This window comes from Streptomyces shenzhenensis (assembly GCF_003688995.1).
In the GTDB taxonomy this organism is placed as follows: Bacteria; Actinomycetota; Actinomycetes; order Streptomycetales; family Streptomycetaceae; genus Streptomyces; species Streptomyces shenzhenensis_A.
The window spans coordinates 21,165-40,222 of the sequence record NZ_PENI01000026.1 but is presented as its reverse complement, the minus strand read 5'-3'; the positions used below and the strand labels follow the sequence as shown (position 1 = coordinate 40,222).

Genomic DNA, 19,058 nt, shown 5'->3' with positions numbered 1-19,058 from the left:
CCACACCCGCACCGCACCCGAAGGACCTCCGCCATGCGCGCCACCACCATCCACGCCCCGTACGACATCCGCGTGGAGAACGTGCCGGAGCCGGTCGTACGGCTGCCCACCGACGCGGTGGTGCGGGTCCTGCGCGCCTGCATCTGCGGCAGCGACCTGTGGGCCTACCGCGGCGAGGCGCCCCGGCAGCCGGGGCAGCGGATCGGACACGAGTTCCTGGGCGTCGTCGAGGAGACCGGCTCCGAGGTGGACACCGTCCGCCGCGGCGACCTCGTGGTGGCGCCCTTCAAGTGGTCCGACGGCGTCTGCGACTACTGCCGCGAGGGCCTGACCACCTCCTGCGAGCACGGCGGCTTCTGGGGCTCCGTCGGCTACGACGGCGGCCAGGGCGAGGCCGTGCGCGTGCCCTTCGCCGACGGCACCCTCGTGGCGCTGCCCAAGGACGCGGCCGGCGACGACCGACTGCTGTCCGCCTTGGTGACCCTCTCCGACGTCCTCGGCACCGGCCACCACGCCGCCCTCGGCGCCGGGGTCCGCCCCGGTGCCACCGTCGCCGTCGTCGGGGACGGCGCCGTCGGCCTGTGCGCCGTCCTGGCGGCCCGCCGGCTGGGCGCCGAACGGATCATCGCGCTCGGCCGGCACCGGGCCCGTACGGACCTCGCGCGCCGCTTCGGCGCCACCGACGTCGTCGCCGAACGCGGGGAGGCCGCCGTCGAGGCGGTGCGCGCGCTCACCCGGGGCCGGGGCGCGCACGCCGTCGTCGAGGCGGTCGGCACCGAGCAGTCGATGCAGACGGCCGTGCGGATCGCCCGGGACGGCGGCGCCATCGGCTACGTCGGCGTGCCGCACGGCAGCGGCACCGGCCTCGACCTGGGCGTCATGTTCGACCGGAACATCGCGCTGCGCGGCGGGGTCGCACCGGTGCGCGCGTACATCCCGGAGCTGCTGCCGGACGTCCTCGACGGCACCGTCGACGCCTCGCCCGTCTTCGACCTGACGGTCGGTCTGGAGGGCGTACCGGAGGGCTACAAGGCGATGGACGAGCGCACGGCCCTGAAGGTGCTCGTCACCGCCTGAGCCGTCACCCCCACCGTCCGAGCCGTCGTCAGGACCGCCTGGCTCGCCCTCAGGCCGGGTCACCAGCGGATCGGCAGCGGCAGCGCGGTCAGCAGCCCCGACACCGCGACCGCCACCCCGAGAACGATCACCTCACCCCGCGCGGGTACGTACGCGGTCAGCGGGTCGGGCGCCCGGCGCAGCCGGATCCGCGCCCACAGGGCGAGCACGGCGACGGCGGCCACCAGGATCACCTTGGCCAGCAGGGTGCGCCCGTAGGCCGTCTCCGTCAGCTGGGGCAGCACCGTGTCCGCGGGCATCCGGCGCAGGGTGCTCCACACGCCCGTGGCGGTGACCGCCGCGAGCAGGCCGGTGGCCACGCGCGCGTAGCGCCCCAGCAGCCCGGCGCCCGCCGCGCCGGCGCCGGCCCGGCGCCACAGCCGCAGCGTGCGCAGCGCGTGCAGCAGGCCGCCGGTCCACAGCGCCGCGGACGTCAGATGCACGAGGGTCAGGCCCGTACCGATCAGCGGGGTGTGCTCGGTCGTCGGGTGAGCGCGCAGCGCCTCCGCGCAGACGACCGCGGCCAGCGGCCAGAACTGGCGGCCGGGCCGGCGGCCCAGGGCGCACAGCCCGGCCAGGACGAACGCGTTGACCTCCAGCAGGGCGAGCGCGCCGTCCCGGGTGCCGTAGAGGCCGCCGATGTCGATCTGGGAGGGGCTGTGCGGCACCAGGTTGCCGGTCGCCACGACCGAGGCGAGCCCGAGCGCGGCGAGGAAACCGGCGACGGCCGCGTACGGCGCCCAGCTGCGGGGAGCGTCGGACGGCGCGCCCGGCAGCCCACGGGCCAGCCGGTTCACGAACAGCTCGCCCACCGGTACGCACAAGGCGGCGAACAGCACCGTCCGCAGCAGGGCTATGCCGCCGGCGCCCGGGGCGGCGGCCTCCCCGGTGCCGTGCAGCGCGGCGGACGGTCCCAGCAGGGGTATCAGCGCGGCCGGCGCCAGCAGGGCCAGCACGGCGGCGGCCCGGCGCGTCCCGGTCCGGCGGCCGGTGCCCCGCGTGCCGTCCGCCTCGGCGGTCGGTCGTATCGATGTCACCCCCGGATCTTCGCCAGCCGCCCCGAACGGGAGCAAGCCGGGGAAAGCAGCCGACGAAGGGACCTCCGTCCGCCCGTACGTTCCCGGCCACTTCACCCCGCCCCGCCGCCCGCGCCCCGTGCGCCCCGGTGCGCTCAGGCCCAGCGCGGTGCGTCCGTCCCCCAGGGACCGGGCGGGCGGGGCCAGTCGGCCGGGCCGTCGGTGAAGGAGAGCGCCGGTGGGGCGTACCGCAGCCGTCCGAGGGCGCTGTCCCGCTCGATGAGTCGGGGTGGGGTGCCGTCGTCGGCGTCCTGTGCCGCGTCGCCCGGCGCGTCCCGCTCCACCCCGCCGGTCAGCCAGTCCGCGGTCCGGGCCAGCGCCAGCCGCACGAACCGGCCCCGGCCGTCGTACGACCGCTCGGTCAGCGCCCGCAGCACGGCGGCGGCCAGCAGATAGCCGGTGCCGTGGTCCAGGGCCTGCGCGGGCAGCGCGCCGGGCCGTCCCGCCGTGCCCTCGACCGCCGCGATGCCGGTCGCGACCTGCACCAGGCTGTCGAAGCCGCGCCGCCCGCCCCACGGCCCGTACGCGCCCCACGCGGACACCTGCGCCACGACCAGCCCCGGCCGCCGCTCGGCCAGTGCGTGCGGGGAGAGCCCGAACCGGTCCAGGGCGCCCGGCCGGTAGCCGGTGACCACGACGTCGGCCCGGCCCAGCAGTTCCTCGAAGGTCTCGCGGCCGGTCCGCAGGTCCAGCGTCGCCGACCGCTTCCCGAAGCCGGTGTCGGCGTGCTGGTCGGGGAGTTCCGGCAGCCACGGCGGGTCCACGCGCAGCACGTCCGCGCCGAGCAGCGCGAGGGTGCGGGTGCCGACCGGGCCCGCGATGACCCGGGTCAGGTCCAGCACGCGCAGCCCGGCGGCCGGGAGCAGGGGAGAAGCCGCCAGGGGCCGGAGCACGCGCGCGTGGGCCGGGCCGGTCGTGCCGCGTTCGGCCAGCGGACGCCGGGACACCTCGGCGGCCTGCTCGTGCGCGGCCCACTGCGCGGGCGTGCGCAGTGCGACGGCGAGGCCGCCGGCCGCGTACACGCGCTCCTCCACGTCCGTCGCGGACCGCTCGGCGAGCGCGGCGGCGACCCGCTCCACGGCGGCGTCCGCCGGGAGTTCCAGCGCGCCCAGGAGCCGCCTGCGGTGGTGGGGGTAGTTGGCGTGGGTGCGCACCCAGCCGTCCGCGGTCCGCCAGAACCGGGACAGCGGCGCGAAAGCGACCGGTGCCCGCCCGTCGATCCGCAGGAGCCGCTCGCTGTGGAAGGCGGTCGCCACCGCACCGTCGTCGACCCGGACCGCGGGCACCTCGGCGAGCCCGGCCCGCCGCGCCCCCAGCTCGGCGGCGGCCAGCGCGCACACCCCCACACAGGCCCGCGCCAGCTCCCGCACCGGCAGCCGGGCGTCGAGCGCTCCCCGCCGCACGACGGTCGACACACGCGATACGAGAGCCGGATCCCCGCCGAGCGCCGCCCAGGCGAACGCGATGTCAGTCATGACTGCACTATGCAGGAGTGATGCAGGAGTTACGGGGGATCGATGCGGGCCGGTGGTGATTCGGGCACCCCGTCCACCGGGAGCGGACAGCGGCACAGGCGGGCGGCCCGGACCGGTGTGCCGGTCGCCGCCCGCCTGTGCCCGGTGTCACTTCGTCACGGCGGCCAGGGCGTTCGCCGTGCCCCAGCCGTAGAAGCCGTTGTGGTTCGTCGAGCCCTCGCACACCGCGTCGATCTTGCCGTCGCCGTTGATGTCGTACGGGTCGGTGCACGGCGTGGCGGTGGCGCCGGCGTACAGCAGCGCCTTGACCAGGGCCGGCGAGGCGTGCGGGTGGGTGGACTTGATCAGTGCGGCGACACCCGCGACGTGCGGGCTGGCCATCGAGGTGCCGGCCATGTAGCCCCACCTGCCGCCGGGCAGCGGGCCCAGGATCAGACCGCTGGTCGCCGGGGGCTCAGGCGTCTGGTAGGCGGTCGAGTCGCCGCCGGGCGCGGCGATGTCGATGACTCCGAGGCCGTGGTTGGAGAAGGAGGACTTGATGCCCTTCGCGCCGGTGGCCGCGACGGTCACGACACCCGGCAACTGAGTCGGTATGTCATAGCACTTGGAGGGGTCGATCACCCGGTCGGACGGGGTGCCGTCGTTGGGCGAGACCGGGTCGGTGATCGAGTCGGCCGCGAGGTCGTAGTTCTCGTTGCCCGCCGCGGCGACGTTGACCGTGCCCTTCTTCTCCGCGTACCGGGAGGCCCGGCCGACCGCCTCCACGAGGGCCTTCTGGTCCGGGTCGTTCTTGCAGTTGAAGTACCACGGGTCGGTGTAGTAGCTGTTGTTGGTCACGTCGACGCCGTGCTCGGCCGCCCACACGAAGCCGCAGACCACGGCCTCCGTGTAGAAGTAGCCGTTCGGGTTGGAGACCTTGATGCCGGACACCTTGACGCCCGGCGCCACGCCCGTCATGCCCACGCCGTTCTTGGCGCCCGCGATCTCGCCGGCGACATGCGTGCCGTGCGGGCTCTCGGACGCGCTGGGCCGCCAGGCGCCGTCGGTCGTGTCCGGCTTGCCCGTCACACAGTTGACGGAGGCCCGCCGGTCGAAGTTGGGCGCGATGTCGGGGTGGGTGTCGTCCACGCCGGTGTCGATGACGGCGACGGTCACCTTCGGGCTGCCGAGGGTCTTCTCGTGCGCCTTGTCCGCCTTGATGGCGGGCAGGTCCCACTGCAGGGGCTCCAGCGGGTCCTGACCGTCGACTGCCTGCGCCTCGGCGACCTCCTCGGCGCTGAGCACCTTCGGGGTGCCGACGTCCGTGGTCGACTGCGCGGGCAGCGGCGCGTTGCGCGTGGCACCGGCCGACTCGACGCCGCGCACCGTGCGGATGGTCTTGGCGAAGTCGGGGTTCGACGAGTGGACGACGATCACGCCGATCTGGTCGTACGAGGTCACCACCGTGCCGCCGGCCCGGCCGATGGCCTTCTGCACCTGCTTCGAAGTGCCGGGTCCCGGGCGGACGTTGACGACGAAGCTGAGCGAGGTCGCGTCACCCGAGGCGGCGGCCGCGGCCGTGGTCGTGGCGTCCGCGGCGGACGCGGTGACGTTCGGCAGGAACGCGAGGGCCGTGGCCATGGCCATCCCGACCGGGATCGACAGGGCGCGGACGTGGCGCGGCTTGGGTGCGGTCATATGTCTGTGTCTCCAGTTCGTTCGCTGTATGAGATACGAGCGTGCCGTGCGGGAATCCTGACGTGGGGGGGGGAGACTGCGACGTGGGGCGCAGCGGGAAACAGGCGTCAGCGGACCGCGCGGAGCGCGTTGACGATGCCGGACCCGTAGAAGCCGTTGACGTGCTTGCCGCCGACGCAGGTCGCGTCCACGACGCCGTCGCCGTCCCCGTCGTACGGGTCGGCCGGGCATCCGGGGTTGTCCGCCTGGGCCTTGAGCAGCGCCTGCAGCCGGGCCGGGGTCGCGCGCGGGTGGGTGGACTTCAGCAGCGCGGCCACCGCGGCCACGTGCGGGGAGGCCATCGAGGTGCCCTGGAGGAAGCCGTACTGGTTGTTCGGCAGCGTGGAGAGGATCCGGCCGTTCTGCGACGGCGTGTCCGGGATCTGGTACCGGTCGCCGCCGGGGGCGGCCACGTCGACGACGCCCTTGCCGTAGCTGGAGTAGTACGACTTGGCGCCCTTGACGCCGGTCGCGCTGACGGTGACCACGCCCGGCAGCTGGGTCGGCACGTCGAAGCACCGGTGCGGGTCGACGGTGCGCGGCACCGGGGTCGAGTCGTCGGGGCTCGAGTCGTCGACGAGGGCGCGCGCGTCCAGGTCGTCGTTGGAGTTGCCCGCCGAGGCGACATTGAGCGTGCCCTTGCGCTGCGCGTACAGCTGGGCCCTGTTGACCGCGTCGACGATGGCCCGCTGATCGGGGTCGTCCATGCAGTTGTACAGCCACGGATCGACGTAGTAGCTGTTGTTGGTGATCTCCACGCCGTGGTCTGCGGCGAAGACGAAGGCGCACACGACGCTCTCCGGGTAGAACAGCTGCGTCGAGTCGGGCTGTGCGACGGTGATGCTCGCGACCCGCACGCCGGGCGCGACACCCGCGACGCCTGTTCCGTTGCGGGCCGCGGCTATCTCGCCCGCCACATGCGTGCCGTGGTAGTGGTCCGCGTCCACCGGCCGCCAGGCGCCGTACGTCGTGTCCGCCTTGCCACTCACACAGTTCGCGGACTGCGCGGCCGAGAAGTTCGGGGCGATGTCCGGGTGCGTGTCGTCGACGCCCGTGTCGATGACGCCCACGGTCACCGACCTGCTGCCGGGATCGATCCGCGCGGCCTTGTCGGCGCCGATCGCCCGCAGGTCCCACTGGTCGGCCTCCAGGGGCTCCTGGCCCGGGGCCGAGCGCTGCGCGAGGCTCGCGGCCTCCGCCTTCGACAGGACCTGAACGGCGCCCTCGTCGGTGGTGCCCGCGGCGCTGAGCGGCGCGGTGCGGGTGGCGCCGGCCGACTGCACCCCGAGCACGGCGCGCATCGTGCGGCCGAAGCCGGGGTTCGACGAATGGACCACGATCACGCCGATCCGGTCGTACGTCGCGACGATGCTGCCGCCGTTCGCGGCCACCGCCTTCCGCACCGACGCGATGGTGCGATGGTCCGTCGTGGTGTTGACGACGTACGCCAGTGCCGGACCGTCCGCCGCCCGGGCCGCCGATGCCGCCGCCGGGGCAGCCGACGCCGCCGACGGCAGGAAGCCGAGCGACGCGGTCAGCGAGAGCACGACCGGCACGGCGAGGCCGAGCCGGCGTCTGGAGCGCAGATGAAACATGGGGTCTCCACATCATCCGAAAACGAAACCGCCCGAGACACAGGTGCTGCTCGGGCAGGTACATGACGGGTGGCGCAGGGCGAAACTATCTCCCCACCTCGCTGGCCAGCAATGACTTCGGAAGACGACTTCGGAAAGAACTCATAGGACTTGAACCTGTCCTCGCGTGGCGCCGTGGACCTTCGACAGGGAGCACGCGCACGATCGAGCCCCCGTCCGCACACCACTTGCGACTCGAGGAGAATCCGTGGCTACCGAGACACCGCCCCACTCTGAACCCCATCACCGACTCCCCACCACCGAGGAGTTCGTCGCGGTGCAGGAGAGCGCGGAGTTCGGTGAACTGCGCCGCTCCTACCGCTCCTACGCCTTCCCGCTGACCGTCGCGTTCATCGTCTGGTACCTGCTGTACGTGCTGCTGTCCAACTACGCGGGCGGCTTCATGGGCACCAAGGTGTTCGGCAACATCAACGTGGCCCTCGTCTTCGGACTGGCCCAGTTCCTCACCACGTTCCTCATCGCCTGGTGGTACGCGCGGCACGCCGCCGCGCAGCTGGACCCCAAGGCCGAGGCGATCAAGTCCCGGACGGAGGGCGGCGCATGAGCCCCGCGATCACCCTGGCCGCGGGCGAGGCCAGCGAGCACCGCACGCTGATCATCACCCTGTTCGCGGTGTTCGTCGCCGCGACCCTCGTCATCACCGTCTGGGCCGGCCGGCAGACCAAGGACGCCAGCGACTTCTACGCGGGCGGACGGCAGTTCACCGGTTTCCAGAACGGCCTCGCCGTCTCCGGCGACTACATGTCAGCTGCGTCCTTCCTCGGCATCGCGGGCGCCATCGCCCTGTTCGGCTACGACGGCTTCCTGTACTCCATCGGCTTCCTGGTCGCCTGGCTCGTCGCCCTGCTCCTGGTCGCCGAGCCGCTGCGCAACTCCGGCCGCTACACCATGGGCGACGTGCTCGCCTACCGGATGCGCCAGCGCCCCGTCCGCACCGCGGCCGGCACCTCCACGATCGTCGTGTCGATCTTCTATCTGCTGGCCCAGATGGCCGGCGCGGGCGTCCTGGTCTCCCTGCTGCTCGGCATCACCAGCGACGGCGGCAAGATCGCCATCGTCGCCCTGGTCGGCCTCCTGATGATCGTCTACGTCACCATCGGCGGCATGAAGGGCACCACCTGGGTGCAGATGGTCAAGGCCGTGCTGCTCATCCTGGGCGCCCTGCTGCTGACCTTCCTGGTCCTGCTGAAGTTCAACTTCAACATCTCCGACCTGCTCGGCTCGGCCGCCGACAACAGCGCCAAGGGCAGCGCCTTCCTGGAGCCCGGCCTCAAGTACGGCCTCACCGGCACCACCAAGCTGGACTTCATCTCGCTCGGCATCGCCCTGGTCCTGGGCACCGCAGGCCTGCCGCACATCCTGATCCGCTTCTACACGGTGCCCACCGCCAAGGCCGCCCGTAAGTCGGTGATCTGGGCGATCGGCCTGATCGGCGCCTTCTACCTGATGACCCTCGCCCTCGGCTTCGGCGCCGCCGCGCTGATCAAACCGGACGAGATCATCGCCTCCAACAAGGCGGGCAACACGGCCGCGCCGCTGCTCGCGCTGCACCTCGGCGGAGTGGACTCCAACTGGGGCGCGATCCTGCTCGCCACCATCTCCGCGGTCGCCTTCGCCACGATCCTCGCGGTCGTCGCAGGCCTGACCCTGGCCTCGTCCTCCTCCTTCGCCCACGACATCTACGCCAACGTCATCAAGAAGGGCGAGGCCACCGAGCAGCAGGAGCTGCGCGCGGCCCGCTGGGCCACGGTCGGCATCGGAGCCGTCTCCATCGTCCTGGGGGCCCTCGCCCGCGACCTGAACGTCGCCGGTCTGGTGGCCCTCGCGTTCGCCGTCGCCGCCTCCGCGAACCTGCCGACCATCCTCTACAGCCTGTTCTGGAAGCGGTTCACCACCACCGGCGCGCTGTGGTCGATCTACGGCGGCCTGGTCACCGCGGTCGGCCTGGTGCTGTTCTCGCCGGTGGTCTCGGGCAAGGAGACGTCGATGTTCCCCGACGTCGACTTCCACTGGTTCCCGCTGGAGAACCCGGGCATCATCTCCATCCCGGTCGGCTTCCTGCTGGGTGTCGTGGGCACGCTCCTGTCGAAGGAGACACCGGACGCCGGCAAGTACGCTGAGCTGGAGGTACGGTCCCTGACCGGCACCGGAGCACACTGAACGACCCGCAGGGACGGCCGCGTCGCAGGGATCCGCGACGCGGCCGTGTGCTGCCCCGGGGGACGGGCCGTCGGCCGATGTCAGCGGTGTCACGTAGGCTCACAGGAGACGGAAGAAGCGTGTTCGGGACGAGGGAGCGGGCCCACGTGCTCATCGACACCTACGGCCGAGTGGCCACGGACCTGAGGGTCTCGCTGACCGACCGGTGCAATCTGCGCTGCACCTACTGCATGCCCGAGGAGGGCCTGCAATGGCTGGCCAAGCCCGACCTGCTCACCGACGACGAGATCGTCCGCCTGATCGACGTCGCCGTCACCTCCCTCGGCATCAAGGAGGTCCGCTTCACCGGCGGTGAGCCCCTGCTGCGCCCCGGCCTGGTCGGCATCGTCGAGCGCGCCGCGGCCCTGCAGCCACGGCCCCGGCTGTCCCTCACCACCAACGGCATCGGCCTGAAGCGCACGGCCGCGGCCCTGAAGGCGGCCGGCCTGGACCGGGTCAACGTCTCCCTCGACACACTGCGCCCGGACGTCTTCAAGGCCCTCACCCGCCGCGACCGTCACCAGGACGTGCTGGACGGCCTCGACGCCGCCCGGGCCGCGGACCTCACCCCGGTCAAGGTCAACACGGTCCTGATGCCGGGCCTGAACGAGGACGAGGCCCCGGACCTCCTCGCCTGGGCGCTGGAGCACGGCTACGAGCTGCGCTTCATCGAGCAGATGCCCCTGGACGCCCAGCACGGCTGGAAGCGCGAGGGCATGGTCACGGCCGGGGACATCCTGGCCGCCCTGAACACCCGCTTCGAGCTGACCCCGGAGGGCGCCGGGGAGCGCGGCTCGGCCCCGGCCGAACGCTGGCTGGTGAACGGCGGCCCGCAGCGCGTCGGCGTCATCGCCTCCGTCACCCGCCCGTTCTGCGCGGCCTGCGACCGCACCCGGCTGACCGCCGACGGCCAGATACGCACCTGCCTGTTCGCCCGGGAGGAGACCGACCTGCGCGGTGCGCTCCGCTCCGGTGCGCCCGACGAGGAGATCGCCCGCATCTGGCGGCTCGCGATGTGGGGCAAGAAGGCCGGTTCCGGTCTGGACGACCCGTCGTTCCTGCAGCCGGAGCGGCCCATGTCGGCGATCGGCGGCTGAGGCGTCCGCCCGGGAGGCCCCCATGGGGGCGCGGGGAACTGCGCGACCGGCCACGACGCCGCCGCAGACGACCGACGCCCGTCCCCCGCGGCTCTCCCAGCGGAGCGCCGGAGCGCTCAGCGCTCCTCCCACTCCCGCAGCGGTACGACGTCCTTCAGGAACCCCCGCACCCCGAGAAACTGCGAAAGGTGCTCCCGGTGCTCCTCGCAGGCCACCCATGTCTTACGGCGCTCGGGCTGGTGGATCTTCGGGTTGTTCCAGGCCAGCACCCACTCGGCGGCGGCCCGGCACCCCTTGGCTGAACAGATTGCGTCACTCACCGGTCTGTCTCACAAAAGGCCCCGCACACAAGGCGACGCCGAGCAGCCACGGGGGGAGCTGCCCGGCGTCGGTCCGTCGCTCCGACGGGGGATGCGGAGCGCGTAGGAAGTATGTCACGGGCGACCCGTCACCCGGCACCGGAACAACATGATTGATCTGAAGCATTTCTTTGCGCCGGCCATGGGCCGGACGCCCGCCTCCCCGCGTCCGCGGAGCTCATGCCGGGTCGGTCCGTTCACCGCCCACCCCTGTCGCCGGATCGGCCCGCGCATGCTCCGGGTCGGGTTCCGGCCGTCCCTCCCTCGCACGCGGCGGCGTGATCATCGGCCGCAGCGGCGTGGTCACAAAGGTCGACGGGAGCGACGGCGGCCGCTCCCGGCCCGCGTTGGCGATCACCACCGCGACATAGGGAAGGAGCGCCCCGAGCACCAACGCCACGATGGCGACAGGCCGTTCGACGTTCCACAGCGCGACCGCGAGGATCACCGAGACGGTACGGACGGACATCGAGATGACATACCGGCGCTGCCGGCCGCGCACGTCCTCGGCCAGCCCGGTCCGGGCTCCGGTGATCCGGAACACCTGGACGCCGCCGTCGCCGCGCTGCTTCCGCATCACATTCCACCATCCGCCCGCTTCGGGACTCTTCCCGGCCCGTACCCACACCCGGTGTGGCACACCCGGCCAGGACAGAATCCACGTTACGCCGCCCCTGCGCCGCCTTCGAGACCGGGTCGCCTGCCGCTCGGGCGAACGTTGTGCGCCGTCTCGCGTAGCGCGCGTGCCCCATTCGGCCGTACCCGACATGCGCCGTTCGGCGGACGGTCCGACACTGGCCGTAATGCTCATGTGGAGCGGGACGAGGAGGCAGCCATGGGTTGGTTGTGGGCGATCATCGTGGGGTTCGTGCTGGGCGTGATCGCCAAGGCGGTCATCCCGGGCAGGCAGCACAGCCCGCTCTGGCTGACCACCATTTTCGGCATGCTCGGCGCCATCGTGGGCAACGCGGTCGCCCGCGCTGCCGGCGTCGCCTCGACCTCGGGGATCGACTGGACGCGGCACCTCTTCCAGCTCATCGCCGCGATCATCATCGTCTTCCTCGGGGACATGGCGTACATGGCGCTGTGGGGCAGAAGGAAGCAGCAGCAGCGGCGGGCCTGAGACCGGCGGCGGACAGGAACGAAGGGCGGCCCCGGGCGAGGGGCCGCCCTCCGTTCTCGCCTCAGGCGGACGTGACCTCGACCGCCGCCAGGTTCTTCTTGCCCCGGCGCAGCACCAGCCAGCGGCCGTGCAGCAGGTCCTCCGTGACGGGGACCGCGTCCTCGGCGGTGACCTTGACGTTGTTCACGTAGGCGCCGCCCTCCTTGACCGTGCGCCGCGCGGCCGACTTGCTGGGCACCAGGCCGACCTCCGCGAACAGGTCGGTCACCTGGCCCAGCTCGGCCACCCGGACATGCGGCACCTCGGACAGGGCGGCCGTCAGCGTCCGCTCGTCGAGCTGACCCAGCTCGCCCTGGCCGAACAGCGCCTTGGACGCGGCGATCACCGCGGCCGTCTGGTCGGCTCCGTGCACCAGCGTCGTCAGCTCCTCGGCCAGCGCGCGCTGCGCCGCCCGGGCCTGCGGACGCTCCTCGGTCTGCCGCTCCAACTCCTCCAGCTCCGTCCGGGACTTGAAGGACAGGATCCGCATGTATGCGGAGATGTCCCGGTCGTCCACGTTCAGCCAGAACTGGTAGAACGCGTACGGCGACGTCATCTCCGGGTCGAGCCAGACCGCGCCGCCCTCGGTCTTACCGAACTTGGTGCCGTCCGCCTTGGTCATCAGCGGCGTCGCCAGCGCGTGCACGCTCGCGTGCGGCTCCAGCCGGTGGATCAGATCGAGCCCGGCCGTGAGATTGCCCCACTGGTCGCTGCCGCCCTGCTGGAGCGTGCAGCCGTACCTCCGGAAGAGCTGGAGGAAGTCCATGCCCTGGAGGATCTGGTAGCTGAACTCCGTGTAGCTGATGCCCTGGTCGGACTCCAGGCGCCGGGCCACGGAGTCCTTCGTCAGCATCTTGTTGACCCGGAAGTGCTTGCCGATGTCCCGCAGGAACTCGATCGCGGACAGCCCCTCGGTCCAGTCCAGGTTGTTGACCATGACCGCCGCGTTCTCCCCCTCGAAGGAGAGGAACGGCTCGATCTGGCCACGCAGCCGGTGCACCCAGCCGGCCACCGTCTCCGGGTCGTTCAGCGTGCGCTCCGCGGTCGGGCGCGGGTCACCGATCAGCCCCGTCGCGCCGCCCACCAGCGCCAGCGGCCGGTGCCCGGCCTGCTGGAGCCGGCGCACGGTCAGCACCTGCACCAGATGCCCCACGTGCAGTGACGGCGCGGTCGGGTCGAAACCGCAATAGAACGTCACGGGACCGTCCGCGAGCGCCTTGCGCAAGGCGTCCTCGTCGGTGGACAGGGCGAACAGCCCGCGCCACTTCAGCTCGTCGACGATGTCCGTCACGGTTCTCGTGTCTCCTCGGATGATCTTCGGCCGGCCGGCCGTCGGCCGACCGGGAACGCCTACGAGGTTATACGCCCTGGCTGACAGAGCTCATGTTGAAATCGGGGATGCGCAGCGCCGGCATCGCGGCCCGGGTGAACCAGTCGCTCCACTCGCGCGGCAGCGTCTTCTCGGTCCGCCCGGCCTGCGTGGCCCGCCCCAGCAGATCCACCGGCGACTCGTTGAACCGGAAGTTGTTGACCTGCCCGGTCACCTCCCCGTTCTCCACGAGGTACACGCCGTCCCGGGTCAGCCCCGTCAGCAGCAGCGTCGCCGGGTCGACCTCGCGGATGTACCAGAGGCAGGTCAGCAGCAGCCCGCGCGCGGTGCCCGCGACCATCTCGTCCAGCGAGCGGTCCTCGCCCCCGTCCAGGATCAGGTTCCCGATCGCCGGGGCCACCGGGAGCCCGGTCAGGGCCGCGCTGTGCCGGGTGGTCGTCAGATGCTTCAGCTCGCCGTCGCCGATCCACTCCGTGGTGCGCACCGGCAGCCCGTTGTCGAACACCGACTGGTCGCCACCGGAGGAATGCGCGACCACGAACGGGGCGCTCTCCAATCCCGGCTCGTCCGGGTCGCTGCGCAGGGTCAGCGGCAGCTCGGTGAGCTTTTCGCCGAGGCGGGTGCCGCCGCCCGGCTTGGAGAACACCGTCCGGCCCTCGGCGGCGTCCCGGCCCGACGCCGACCACAGCTGGTAGATCAGCAGGTCCGCCACCGCGGTCGGCGGCAGCAGCGTCTCGTAGCGGCCCGCGGGCAGCTCCAGGCGCCGCTCGGCCCAGCCGAGGCGGACGGCCAGCTCGGCGTCGAGCGCGCCCGGGTCGACGTCCTTGAAGTCCCGCGTCGAGCGCCCCGCCCAGGCCGAGCGCGTACGGTCCGGGGACTTCGCGTTCAGCTCCAGCGTGCCGGTGGGCTGGTCGTGCCGCAGCCGCAGCCCCGTGGACGTGCCCAGATACGTGGAGACCAGTTCATGGTTGGCGAAGCCGTACAGTTCCCGGCCGCCCGCACGCGCGCGTGCGAACGCCTCGCCGAGCGCCGGGGCGAAGTCCGCGAACACCGCCGACGAGGTCTCGGCGGGCGCGTCCGTGAAGTCCGGTGCCTCCGGCACCCCCGTGATCAGCGGCTGGGCGTCCTCGGCTGGTCCGGCGCCGCGCGCGGCGGCCTCGGCGGCCCGCACCAGGGGCTCCAGCTCCTCGGCGGTCACGGCCGAGCGGGAGACCACCCCGGACGCCGTGCCCTCCTTGCCGTCCACGGTGGCGACGACGGTCAGCGTGCGCCCGCGGGTGACGCCGTTGGTGGTCAGCGCGTTGCCCGCCCAGCGCAGGTTGGCGGTCGAGTGCTCGTCGGCGATCACCACGCAGCCGTCGGCCCGGGAGAGCGCGAGGGCCTGCTCGACGACCTCGTGCGGCTTGTTGGTACGGGCGCTCATCGACCGGCCTCCTGCGTGGTATTGAGGATGTTGACGCCCTTGAAGAGGGCGGAGGGGCAGCCGTGGGACACGGCTGCCACCTGTCCCGGCTGGGCCTTGCCGCAGTTGAAGGCGCCGCCCAGCACATACGTCTGCGGGCCGCCGACGGCCGCCATGGAGCCCCAGAAGTCGGTGGTCGTGGCCTGGTAGGCGACGTCCCGCAGCTGACCGGTGATCCGCCCGTTCTCGATCCGGAAGAAGCGCTGCCCGGTGAACTGGAAGTTGTAGCGCTGCATGTCGATGGACCAGGACCGGTCGCCGACGACATAGATCCCGCGGTCGACGCCCCCGATCAGGTCCTCCGTGGCCAGCCCCGCCGGGTCAGGCCGGAGCGACACGTTGGCCATGCGCTGCACGGGCACATGCCCGGGCGAGTCGGCGAACGCGCACCCGTTGGACCGGTCGAAGCCGGTCAGCCTCGCGATGCGCCGGTCCAGCTGGTAGCCGACCAGCGTGCCGTCCTTCACCAGGTCCCAGGACTGGGCCGCGACGCCCTCGTCGTCGTAGCCGACGGTGGCCAGGCCGTGCTCGGCGGTGCGGTCACCGGTGACGTTCATCAGCTCGGAGCCGTACTTGAGCTTGCCCAACTGGTCGAAGGTGGCGAAGGAGGTGCCCGCGTAGGCGGCCTCGTAGCCGAGGGCCCGGTCCAGCTCGGTGGCGTGGCCGATGGACTCGTGGATGGTCAGCCACAGGTTGGACGGGTCGACGACCAGGTCGTACGGGCCCGGCTCGACGCTCGGCGCGCGCATCTTCTCGGCGAGCAGCTCGGGGATCCGCGCCAGCTCGTCGTCCCAGTCCCAGCCGGTGCCGGTCAGGTACTCCCAGCCGCGGCCGACCGGCGGCGCGAGGGTGCGCATCGAGTCGAACTCGCCGCTGGACTCGTCGACCGACACCGCGGTCAGCTGCGGATGCAGCCGCACCCGCTGCTGCGTGGTCACGGTCCCCGCGGTGTCGGCATAGAACTTGTTCTCGTGCACGGTGAGCAGCGAGGCGTCCACATGGTTGACGCCGTCCGCCGCGAGCAGCCGGCGGCTCCAGTCCGCCAGCAGCGCCGACTTCTCCTCGGCGGGCACCGAGAACGGATCGATCTCGTACGACGAGATCCACGTCCGGTCGGCGTGCACCGGCTCGTCCGCCAGCTCCACCACCTCGTCCGACCCGGCGGCCCTGATCACCTGGGCGGACAGCTTCGCCATCGCCACGGCCTGCGAGGCGACCTTGGCGGCGGCGTCGAGGGTCAGATCGACCCCCGACGCGAAGCCCCAGGTGCCGCCGTGCACGACCCGCACCGCGTACCCGAGGTCGGTGGTGTCGGACGATCCGGCCGGTTTGGCGTCCCGCAGCCGCCAGGACGCACTGCGCACCCGTTCGAACCGGAAGTCCGCGTGCTCGGCCCCCAGCGCACGCGCGCGTGCCAGCGCGGCGTCGGCGAGGGCCCGTAGCGGAAGCGCCGTGAAGGCTTCGTCGATGGAATGAGGCACGGAGGTCTCCCTGCTGTCGTGGCCTGTCGGTCCGATCATGTCGCGCGACCGCGCCCGCGGACCACACGTTTCCCTCCGCCGCCCGTTCTTTCTGTAGAGACCCGACAGCGACCCGCGTGCGCCACTGTCGGTGCCGGCTTCCTCGCCGAAGGGGCGCTACCGATAGATTTTCGGTGAAGCCGCCTGTCATCCAGGTGTTCGGGCGGATGTGTCAGACCGCAATCGAAAGGGTGATCCGTTGAGCCGCTCGGTTCTCGTCACCGGAGGCAACCGGGGCATCGGCCTCGCCATCGCCCGCGTTTTCGCCGACGCCGGCGACAAGGTCGCGATCACGTACCGCTCGGGCGAGCCGCCGTCCGGCTTCCTCGCCGTCAAGTGCGACATCACCGACCCCGAACAGGTGGAGCAGGCCTACAAGGAGATCGAGGCCGAGCACGGCCCGGTCGAGGTGCTGATCGCCAACGCCGGCGTCACCCGGGACCAGCTCCTGATGCGCATGTCCGAGGAGGACTTCACCTCGGTCGTCGACACCAACCTCACCGGTACCTTCCGGGTGGTCAAGCGCGCCAACCGGGGCATGCTGCGCGCCCGCAAGGGCCGCGTCGTGCTGATCTCCTCCGTCGTCGGGCTGCTCGGCTCCCCGGGACAGGCCAACTACGCCGCCTCCAAGGCCGGACTGGTCGGCTTCGCGCGCTCCCTCGCCCGCGAGCTGGGCTCGCGCAACATCACGTTCAACGTCGTCGCGCCAGGTTTTGTGGACACCGAGATGACGCAGGTGCTCAATGACGAGCAGCGTGCGGACATCGTCGCGCGGGTGCCGCTCGGGCGTTACGCGCAGCCGCAGGAGATCGCCGCGGCGGTGCGATTCCTCGCCTCGGACGAGGCCGCGTACATCACTGGAGCCGTCATCCCTGTTGACGGCGGACTGGGAATGGGTCACTGATCACCATGAGCGGAATTCTCGACGGCAAGCGTGTCCTGATCACCGGTGTGCTGCTGGAGTCCTCCATCGCCTTCCACACGGCCAAGCTGGCCCAGGAGCAGGGCGCGGAGATCATCCTGACCGCCTTCCCGCGGCCGACGCTGACCGAGCGTGTCGCCAAGAAGCTGCCGAAGCCCACCAAGGTCATCGAGCTGGACGTCACCAACAACGAGCACCTGAGCCGGCTGGCCGACGTCGTCGGTGAGGAGCTGGGCGGCCTCGACGGCGTCGTGCACTCCATCGGCTTCGCGCCGCAGGACGCCATGGGCGGCAACTTCCTGAACACCCCGTTCGAGTCCGTCGCCACGGCCATGCACGTCTCGGCGTTCTCCCTGAAGTCCCTCACCATGGCCTGCCTGCCGCTGATGCAGAACGGCGGCTCGGTCGTCGGCCTCACCTTCGACGCCCAGTTCGCCTGGCCGCAGTACGACTGGATGGGCCCCGCCAAGGCCGCCCTGGAGGCCACCAACCGCTACATGGCGCGGGACCTGGGCAAGCAGAACATCCGCTGCAACCTCATCTCCGCGGGCCCGATCGGCTCCATGGCCGCCAAGTCCATCCCGGGCTTCGAGGGCCTGGCCTCCGTGTGGGACTCCCGTTCCCCGCTGGAGTGGGACCTGAAGGACCCCGAGCCGGCCGGCCGCGGTGTGGTCGCCCTGCTGAGCGACTGGTTCCCGAAGACCACCGGCGAGATCATCCACGTGGACGGCGGTCTGCACGCCGTCGGCGCCTGAGCCCGCACTCCCGGCCCACGACCGAGGCCCTCACCCGCGCGGGTGAGGGCCTCGGCCCGTGCGGGCATCACCCGTTCGGCCCACCGGCCGGGCGCGGACCAGCCGTGACCGCGCACCCTGGAGTAGGCGTTCCCCTCGCGCATTCCCTCCCCAGCCCGGCCGAGGAGGTTCCCTTGTGCGCCTGCCCCGCAGCCTGGCCTCGGCGACCGCGGCCCTCGCGCTCGTGCTGTCCCTGCCGTACGAGGCGATGCTCCACGCGCGTCTGGACGACGACGAGGCCGCTCCGTCACCGTTCGGGGCGGAGTGCCGCACGACCGTCAGCGGGTCCCATGTGGTGGCCTACTGCCACAACCCGTACATCGACACCGATCGCGTGCGCCTGCACATCGAGTGCGCCCGCTGGTGGGACCTGGACACCGACGGCGCACCGGTCGACACCGGTCCCGCGCTGACCGTACGGCTGACGGGCCGCTGCTGGAAGGAGGTCGGCGCGGTGTGGATCAGCCACGAGAAGGCGGACTGAGCGGGCCCGGTCGGCACCGGAACGGATAGCTCGCCGCCTCCCGCCCGGCCGTCTCCGCGTCACCCGCGCGGATCGCGTCGACCAGCCGGGAGTGGTCCATGTGCGTGCCGGGTGTCAGATCGGCGCCCACGTCCGCGCGCAGCCAGTCCCGCAGCACCTCGCCCAGATCGGCGTACATGGCCGTCATGACGTCGTTGTGGGAGGCGGCCACCACCACCAGGTGGAAGGTGGTGTCGGCGGTCACGAAGGCCTCCGCGTCGCCCGACTCCCAGGCCTCCTCGCGCCGCACGAGGAGGGTCTCCAGCTGCTTCAGGTCCTTCTCGGTGCGCCGCTGCGCGGCCAGCCTCGCGGCGGCCGGCTCCAGCGTGGAGCGCAGCTCGGCGATGTGCCACGGGTCGGCCTCGGCGAAGCGCCGGTGCATCACGCCCGCCAGCTCGCTGGTCGCCACGACATAGGTCCCGGAGCCCTGCCGGATGTCCAGCAGGCCGTTGTGGGCGAGCGCGCGGACGGCCTCGCGGACCGTGTTGCGGGCGACGCCGAGCTGTTCGACCAGCTCCGGCTCGGTCGGGATGCGTGAGCCGACCGGCCACTCGCCGGTGGTGATCTGGTTCCGCAGCTCGGCGATGACCTGCTCGGACAGCGCCGAGCGGCGGGGGTGGCTCAGAGGCATGGCACACCTTCGCACGCGGGG

Annotated in this window: 18 protein-coding genes; 8 read left to right on the top strand and 10 right to left on the bottom strand. The window is 72.0% G+C overall.

The annotated features are described in order from the left end of the window. Positions 1–33 precede the first annotated feature (33 nt). Positions 34–1,077 carry a zinc-dependent alcohol dehydrogenase family protein gene (locus CTZ28_RS32065; RefSeq protein WP_121893227.1) on the top strand — a complete coding sequence of 348 codons (1,044 nt, stop codon included), beginning with the start codon at positions 34–36 and terminating at the stop codon, positions 1,075–1,077. Between the two features lie 59 nt (positions 1,078–1,136). Here CTZ28_RS32065 and CTZ28_RS32060 read toward each other — a convergent pair whose 3' ends face one another. The 4 genes from CTZ28_RS32060 to CTZ28_RS32045 form a co-directional block, all read right to left on the bottom strand. Beyond that, on the bottom strand, positions 1,137–2,153 hold the full coding sequence (locus CTZ28_RS32060) for a CopD family protein (protein WP_121893226.1): 1,017 nt from the start codon (positions 2,151–2,153) through the stop codon (positions 1,137–1,139). A gap of 134 nt (positions 2,154–2,287) precedes the next feature. Next, the gene (locus CTZ28_RS32055; protein WP_121893225.1) at positions 2,288–3,667 is read right to left on the bottom strand and encodes a CoA transferase; all 1,380 of its coding nucleotides are present in this window, start codon (positions 3,665–3,667) and stop codon (positions 2,288–2,290) included. Positions 3,668–3,814: 147 nt separating this feature from the next. Beyond that, positions 3,815–5,344, bottom strand: coding sequence for a S8 family peptidase (locus CTZ28_RS32050; protein ID WP_121893224.1), 1,530 nt, complete (start codon positions 5,342–5,344; stop codon positions 3,815–3,817). Positions 5,345–5,451: 107 nt separating this feature from the next. Further along, entirely contained in the window at positions 5,452–6,978 is a 1,527-nt protein-coding gene (locus tag CTZ28_RS32045) for a S8 family serine peptidase (protein WP_121893223.1), read from the bottom strand. Between the two features lie 247 nt (positions 6,979–7,225). Here CTZ28_RS32045 and CTZ28_RS32040 point away from each other — a divergent pair, with 247 nt between their 5' ends. From CTZ28_RS32040 to moaA, 3 genes are all read left to right on the top strand, one after another. Next, the gene (locus CTZ28_RS32040; RefSeq protein WP_121893222.1) at positions 7,226–7,582 is read left to right on the top strand and encodes a DUF485 domain-containing protein; all 357 of its coding nucleotides are present in this window, start codon (positions 7,226–7,228) and stop codon (positions 7,580–7,582) included. Next, positions 7,579–9,198, top strand: coding sequence for a solute symporter family protein (locus CTZ28_RS32035; RefSeq protein WP_121893221.1), 1,620 nt, complete (start codon positions 7,579–7,581; stop codon positions 9,196–9,198). The genes CTZ28_RS32040 and CTZ28_RS32035 overlap by 4 nt, the downstream gene beginning before the upstream one ends. A gap of 146 nt (positions 9,199–9,344) precedes the next feature. After that, positions 9,345–10,334 carry a GTP 3',8-cyclase MoaA gene (moaA, locus tag CTZ28_RS32030; RefSeq protein ID WP_220795465.1) on the top strand — a complete coding sequence of 330 codons (990 nt, stop codon included), beginning with the start codon at positions 9,345–9,347 and terminating at the stop codon, positions 10,332–10,334. Positions 10,335–10,450: 116 nt separating this feature from the next. Here the strand turns inward: moaA and CTZ28_RS32025 are convergent, their stop codons facing one another. Further along, positions 10,451–10,654 (bottom strand): hypothetical protein, encoded by a 204-nt coding sequence (locus CTZ28_RS32025; protein ID WP_121893219.1) that lies wholly within the window; start codon positions 10,652–10,654, stop codon positions 10,451–10,453. Between the two features lie 217 nt (positions 10,655–10,871). Beyond that, positions 10,872–11,270, bottom strand: coding sequence for a DUF3099 domain-containing protein (locus tag CTZ28_RS32020; protein ID WP_121893218.1), 399 nt, complete (start codon positions 11,268–11,270; stop codon positions 10,872–10,874). 258 nt (positions 11,271–11,528) lie between these two features. Here CTZ28_RS32020 and CTZ28_RS32015 point away from each other — a divergent pair, with 258 nt between their 5' ends. Beyond that, complete coding sequence (locus CTZ28_RS32015; RefSeq protein WP_121893217.1) at positions 11,529–11,816, top strand: GlsB/YeaQ/YmgE family stress response membrane protein; 288 nt, start codon at positions 11,529–11,531, stop codon at positions 11,814–11,816. 61 nt (positions 11,817–11,877) lie between these two features. Here CTZ28_RS32015 and tyrS read toward each other — a convergent pair whose 3' ends face one another. The 3 genes from tyrS to CTZ28_RS32000 all read right to left on the bottom strand — a co-directional run bounded on the left by tyrS (position 11,878) and on the right by CTZ28_RS32000 (position 16,167). Continuing rightward, complete coding sequence (gene tyrS / locus CTZ28_RS32010; RefSeq protein WP_121893216.1) at positions 11,878–13,146, bottom strand: tyrosine--tRNA ligase; 1,269 nt, start codon at positions 13,144–13,146, stop codon at positions 11,878–11,880. A gap of 67 nt (positions 13,147–13,213) precedes the next feature. Continuing rightward, the gene (locus tag CTZ28_RS32005; protein WP_121893215.1) at positions 13,214–14,608 is read right to left on the bottom strand and encodes a metallopeptidase TldD-related protein; all 1,395 of its coding nucleotides are present in this window, start codon (positions 14,606–14,608) and stop codon (positions 13,214–13,216) included. Further along, entirely contained in the window at positions 14,605–16,167 is a 1,563-nt protein-coding gene (locus tag CTZ28_RS32000) for a TldD/PmbA family protein (RefSeq protein WP_398657158.1), read from the bottom strand. The genes CTZ28_RS32005 and CTZ28_RS32000 overlap by 4 nt, the downstream gene beginning before the upstream one ends. Positions 16,168–16,366: 199 nt before the next feature. Between CTZ28_RS32000 and fabG the strand changes: the two genes are divergently transcribed. The 3 genes from fabG to CTZ28_RS31985 all read left to right on the top strand — a co-directional run bounded on the left by fabG (position 16,367) and on the right by CTZ28_RS31985 (position 18,367). Continuing rightward, the gene (gene fabG / locus CTZ28_RS31995; RefSeq protein ID WP_121893214.1) at positions 16,367–17,071 is read left to right on the top strand and encodes a 3-oxoacyl-[acyl-carrier-protein] reductase; all 705 of its coding nucleotides are present in this window, start codon (positions 16,367–16,369) and stop codon (positions 17,069–17,071) included. A 5-nt stretch (positions 17,072–17,076) separates the two neighbouring features. Then, positions 17,077–17,844 carry an enoyl-ACP reductase FabI gene (gene fabI, locus CTZ28_RS31990; protein ID WP_121893213.1) on the top strand — a complete coding sequence of 256 codons (768 nt, stop codon included), beginning with the start codon at positions 17,077–17,079 and terminating at the stop codon, positions 17,842–17,844. A gap of 175 nt (positions 17,845–18,019) precedes the next feature. Next, positions 18,020–18,367, top strand: coding sequence for a hypothetical protein (locus tag CTZ28_RS31985; protein ID WP_121893212.1), 348 nt, complete (start codon positions 18,020–18,022; stop codon positions 18,365–18,367). Here CTZ28_RS31985 and CTZ28_RS31980 read toward each other — a convergent pair. Further along, complete coding sequence (locus CTZ28_RS31980) at positions 18,345–19,037, bottom strand: FadR/GntR family transcriptional regulator (protein WP_121893211.1); 693 nt, start codon at positions 19,035–19,037, stop codon at positions 18,345–18,347. The two genes, CTZ28_RS31985 and CTZ28_RS31980, sit on opposite strands and share 23 nt — an antisense overlap. Between the last annotated feature and the right edge of the window lie 21 nt (positions 19,038–19,058).